At 26.5% G+C, this 1,621-nt stretch carries 1 protein-coding gene and 1 pseudogene; both read right to left on the bottom strand.

All coding sequences use genetic code 11. The annotated features are described in order from the left end of the window. Positions 1 to 360, bottom strand: a pseudogene (locus AYC60_RS00120) (Imm49 family immunity protein); the annotation flags it as partial. Between the two features lie 9 nt (positions 361 to 369). Further along, on the bottom strand, positions 370 to 1,621 hold a 1,252-nt coding region (locus AYC60_RS08755; RefSeq protein ID WP_197416902.1), incomplete at its 5' end, for a hypothetical protein.

Here is a 1,621-nt window from a genome sequence, read left to right as displayed (position 1 = left end):
TCCTACTAAATCAATATTTTTTATATAAAAATTTAATAGTTCTCTATTATTAGACATAATACTTTCACAAAATTCTATAAATCCACTACTACCAATTATACATCTTGAACCACTACCCATTATACATAATTTCCCATATATATACATGTCTTGTTTAAATTTTTCAAGTTCTTTTTCAAAAAGTAAATTTTTTGAAGCTCTAAAGATGTATAAATCGCCTAATCCACTAAAACATGCCAAAGGATTCCCTTGTTTTTCTTTTATGTATTTTAATCTTCTTTCAGTTGCTCTTAATGCAACACTAATATTAGAGTTAATAAGTTCTATTCTTTCTTCTTTAATTTTTTTAGTTACTAACATTTTACACCTCTATTTAATTTTATTCTCTACCTTTAAAGGAACAAATATTATTTCACCTGTCTTTTTATTTATTCCAATTACAGCTGTTCTATATTTTTTTTCATCTATAATTTTAATTAATAACTCTTTTTCTCTTTCAGGCAATTTATTAGCAACAGATTTTATCCAATTTTCAGATAATTGTCTAGTTTTATCTATACCTTTTTCTAAAAGTGTCATAGACCCTGATTCATAATTCTTTAAATTTGATATTTGCTTACTATCTATTACCCAAAGTTCCTTAGTCTTTTTATTATATACTAAATGATCTATTCCATTATTACTTCCATATTTACCATCAAGCACTTCTAAATCTGGAGTACTCTTGAATATATCATTTATTATTTTTTCTGTTTTCTTACCAGTTGAATCTCCATTTCTTATTATATCATCTATTTGTGTACTAAATTTTTTTGTATCATAAGATACCTTATATCCTTTTTCTGTCACAACTGAACCTTTAATTCTATTTTTAGGTATAATAACATCATCCGATTTTGTAACAGATAATATATCTCCTATGTTTGATGGTTTGGTTCTATCTATAACTTTTATTGATTTTTCAGTTTTTGATATCGAGTTTAAAGTATCATCACTTTTTGACACTATCTTTAAACCATCATCTAACTTATCTAATGTTTTTATCGCATCATCAGTTTTTGATAAACTCTTTACAACATTTTTTGCAAGTTTTGCTGTTTGAACTACTCCTATAACAGTTGCCGTTCCTTTAACAAAATAGTAAGATTTATCTCCAACTATTTTATTTAATGTTGTCTTACAGTCATCACATTCACAGCCTCTTATTATCCTATCTATCTCATCTACACTATCTAATATAGTAATAGCTCCAACAGGTATGCTTATTCCACCAGTACCTACAATTACAGCTACGTCTCCTACAATTGAAACTGTATGTAATGTTACTAGACCTACTTTTTTTAATAATTGAAATTCTTCTGTTTTTGTATATACTTCTAGTTTTTTATTATTTCTTTCATTTATTATCTCTAAATAATGATTGGATAGCATAGATGAATTGATTAGCTTATCACTAACAACCTTAGCATCTCTAGGAATATCTAAAAGATTATCTTTTTCTAAGTTAGTTATCTCTTCACTACCATTTAATACATATTCTGAATATATATTACCAGCTGTTGCTCCAAGTAACTTGCCATCTTTTTTTATTCTTCCCTCTGTATGTATCCCTAACTCTCTT

This window comes from Streptobacillus felis (assembly GCF_001559775.1).
GTDB lineage: Bacteria > Fusobacteriota > Fusobacteriia > Fusobacteriales > Leptotrichiaceae > Streptobacillus > Streptobacillus felis.
This window is presented reverse-complemented; position numbering and strand designations above follow the sequence as displayed.